This is a genomic window from Kitasatospora sp. NPDC048722 (assembly GCF_040650235.1).
Classification (GTDB): Bacteria; Actinomycetota; Actinomycetes; order Streptomycetales; family Streptomycetaceae; genus Kitasatospora.
In genome coordinates this window covers 1-1,183 of record NZ_JBEZGX010000189.1, presented here as the reverse complement: position 1 = coordinate 1,183, position 1,183 = coordinate 1, and the positions used below count along the sequence as shown (strand labels likewise).

General features: G+C 40.3%; 2 protein-coding genes and 1 pseudogene. All 3 read right to left on the bottom strand.

All coding sequences use genetic code 11. The features are described 5' to 3' along the window. Positions 1-88: 88 nt before the first annotated feature. Positions 89-271 (bottom strand): annotated as a pseudogene (locus AB0C76_RS41470) (recombinase family protein); the annotation flags it as partial. Between the two features lie 3 nt (positions 272-274). After that, positions 275-730: a hypothetical protein gene (locus AB0C76_RS41465; RefSeq protein WP_359975999.1), complete on the bottom strand. Its 456-nt coding sequence runs from the start codon at positions 728-730 to the stop codon at positions 275-277. A gap of 29 nt (positions 731-759) precedes the next feature. Continuing rightward, the gene (locus AB0C76_RS41460) at positions 760-1,056 is read right to left on the bottom strand and encodes a BRCT domain-containing protein (protein ID WP_014011546.1); all 297 of its coding nucleotides are present in this window, start codon (positions 1,054-1,056) and stop codon (positions 760-762) included. Between the last annotated feature and the right edge of the window lie 127 nt (positions 1,057-1,183).

Genomic DNA, 1,183 nt, shown 5'->3' with positions numbered 1-1,183 from the left:
CGGCACGCCCGCCTACGTCGCCCCGGAGTCCGCCGAGGGCCGCGCCCAGACCTCCGCCGTGGACGTCTACGGCGCCGGGATCATGCTGTACGAGCCGGTCACCAGCCGCCCTCTCATGTAAATAAGTCAGCATGGCTTGTAATTGAGGACGTTCAGTAGATTGTCCGCTTGCCTTATCTGAAAACACCTTAGAAACGTCTTGTAAGGCGTCTAATTGGCGGTCTAGGTTCTGTTCTTTGCTTGAAACACGAGCATAACCTATTTTTGCCATTTTCTACTCCCCCTCTTTATCATTATTGGCTTCTGCCAAATCGTCCAACGTTTTAAGTAAATCAGATAGTTTATCGTGTTTCACTTTATAAATCACTTGCTGTTTTTTATCCTTACCAATGGTGATGTAATCGCCATAAATCATGTATCTTCTGACAAATTTTGTTCCACGGTTCAAATCTAGTGTATACGTATCAGCACCGACTAAACCGCCAGTATCTTTGACCTCATTTTTTTTGGATAAATCCAACTCATCAAGATAATCGACAATTGATGAAACCATTTCTTTTTCCTTGATATTCATATCCGTTTCTTGAAATTGATAGTTACTCCCATTTGTAATGGTAAAATGAATACGGTCAATATTCTCTTTCGATAATTTTTGGGAGTTCGTACCACATGCTACAAGTCCAAAAATAGCTAGAAGAACAATACTACTAAATGCGATTATTTTTTTCATTATAGTTTCTCTCTTTCTTTTATGATTGTTTATAGCCCTTTTGCGAGTAATTGGAAAAATTGTGCTAAAAAGTCCACAAACTCTTTTTCGCTCATGATAATTAAAGGCTGTCCGGATTCAATTGCTTGTTCTGCTTCTGTCAGTTTTTGAGAAGGGGAATAGCCTTTGATTAAATCAATGGGGAAATAGCCTGTCACCAGCCGTGTGGTTTTTTTCGTGACACTACTTTGATTATGACCTTCTAGCCCTGAAATAATAGCTTGCGCCTGTTTTCTCGTCATTGTGGTGAGTGTTCCAGTGAACACGAAATATTCATTTTCTAACAATTTTCCACCTCTTTTTTTGAACAAGTCTATTGAACACCTACAATACCTATTATACCACTAACTAAAAATAGTTCAATAGAGTATACTTTATTGACTCAAGCGTGTCTGGGCTGGCGGGAGCCCGACC

Coding starts and splice junctions, on each gene's coding strand:
- AB0C76_RS41465 (WP_359975999.1), bottom strand. CDS start 730: ATGAAAAAAATAATCGCATTTAGTAGTATTGTTCTTCTAGCTATTTTT.